Below are 1,816 nucleotides of genomic sequence, written 5' to 3'. Positions count from 1 at the left end.
CCATTCAGGAACGACGGCGACACCATGGTGATGTCGTGCAGATGGCCGGTGCCCTGCCAGGGATCGTTGGTGACGTAGGTGTCGCCCTCGAACATCTCCTCGCGCGGGATCGCGTTCATGAAATGCAGCACGGCCTCGGCCATGGTGTTGACGTGGCCAGGCGTGCCGGTGACCGCCTGCGCCAGCATCTGGCCGCGCGGGTCGAACACGCCCGCCGACAGGTCGCCGGACTCGCGCACCGAGGTCGAAAAAGCGGTGCGAAGTAGGGTAAGCGCCTGCTCCTCGACCACCGAGATCAACCGGTTCCACATCACCTGCATGCGGATTTCGCCAATGTCGCTCATGCCTGGCTGCCTTTGCGGATGAGAAGGATCGCGCCGTCGCTCTGGATGACGGCATCGAAGCTGGTGGTGATGACGGTGGAGGTCTCGCGCTCGACGATGACCGCCGGCCCGGCCACGCGATCGCCGGCGCAAAGCGTCTCACGGTCGATGATGCCATAGGTCTGCGGCGCGCCGCTCGCCGGATCGAAGACAGCCCGGGTGGTGACTGCTTCACTCGACCGCTTGCCGGCGGTAAGTTCATGCCTGGCGACGGCCGGGCGAACATCCGTCGCCTTGACCGACCAGGTGACGATCTCGATCTCCAGCCCGTCGAGCCCCTCGATGGCGCGGCCGAAGAAGCGCTGGTAGTTCGTCTCGAACAGCTCCTTCAGCCTTGCTACGGCATCGTCGCCGAACGGCTCGTCCGCCAGCGCCACGGGAATTTCCCAGCCCTGGCCGGCGTAGCGCATGAAGGCGGTGATCTCGCAGGCGATCCTGCCGCTGGCGCCGGTTCGCACGAAGCCCTCGGCCGACGCCTTGAGATCGGCGAGCAGGGCGTTGACCTCGGAAGGCGTGAACCGCGACAGCCGCGTCAGCTTAGAGGCCAGCGCCTCGTAGCCGAATGGCGCCTTCAGGAAACCGATCGCCGACCCGACGCCGGCGCCCTTGGGGACGATGCACTGGTCGATGCCGAGCTTCTCGCACAGCCTTGCCGCGTGGAGGGGCGCGGCGCCGCCGAAGGCGATCATCAGATTGTCGGAGATGTTCTTGCCGTTTTCGACGGCATGGACGCGGGCGGCATTGGCCATGTTCTCGTCCACCACTTCGCAGATGCCGAAGGCGGTCGACATCGCGTTGAGTGACAGCCGCTCGCCGACGCGCAGGATCGCCTGCTCGGAGGCAGAGGTATCGAGCTTGATCGCGCCGCCGGCGAAATTGTCAGGATCGAGCTTGCCGAGCACAAGGTCGGCGTCGGTGATCGCCGGACGCTTGCCGCCGCGGCCGTAGCAGGCCGGACCTGGCTCCGATCCGGCGCTTTCGGGCCCGGTCTGGATGCGGCCCATGGCGTCGACCCAGGCGATGGAGCCGCCGCCGGCACCGATCTCGATCATCTCGATCACGGGAATAGAGATCGGCATGCCCGATCCCTTGCAGAAGCGGTAGGTGCGCGCCACCTCGAAGGTCCTTGCCGTGCGCGGCGCATAGTCCTCGATCAGGCAGATCTTGGCGGTGGTGCCGCCCATGTCGTAGGAGACGACCTCTTCCAGGCCGAAGCGCCTTGCGATGTCGGCCGCGAAGATGGCGCCGCCGGCCGGTCCGGATTCGACCAGCCGCACCGGGAATTCCGAGGCGGTCTCCACTGAGATCAGGCCGCCGCCCGAATGGATCATGAACACCGGGCAGTCGGCGCCCATCTCCTTCAGGCGGATCTGCAGGCGGGCGAGGTAGTCGGCCATCTGCGGCCGCACATAGGCGTTGGCGCAGACCGTGTT

At 66.6% G+C, this 1,816-nt stretch carries 2 protein-coding genes; both read right to left on the bottom strand.

Annotated elements, in window-relative coordinates; genetic code table 11:
* On the bottom strand, window positions 1–344 hold a 344-nt coding region (locus tag EOA33_RS34535), incomplete at its 3' end, for a hydantoinase B/oxoprolinase family protein (RefSeq protein WP_145989478.1).
* The coding region (locus tag EOA33_RS34530; RefSeq protein ID WP_145989477.1) for a hydantoinase/oxoprolinase family protein at window positions 341–1,816 on the bottom strand (1,476 nt) is incomplete at its 5' end. The genes EOA33_RS34530 and EOA33_RS34535, both read right to left, overlap by 4 nt.

It is taken from the genome of Mesorhizobium sp. M4A.F.Ca.ET.050.02.1.1, from assembly GCF_003997725.1.
GTDB lineage: Bacteria > Pseudomonadota > Alphaproteobacteria > Rhizobiales > Rhizobiaceae > Mesorhizobium.
The sequence above is the reverse complement of the archived record's forward strand: the minus strand, read 5'-3'. Positions and strand labels throughout refer to the sequence as shown.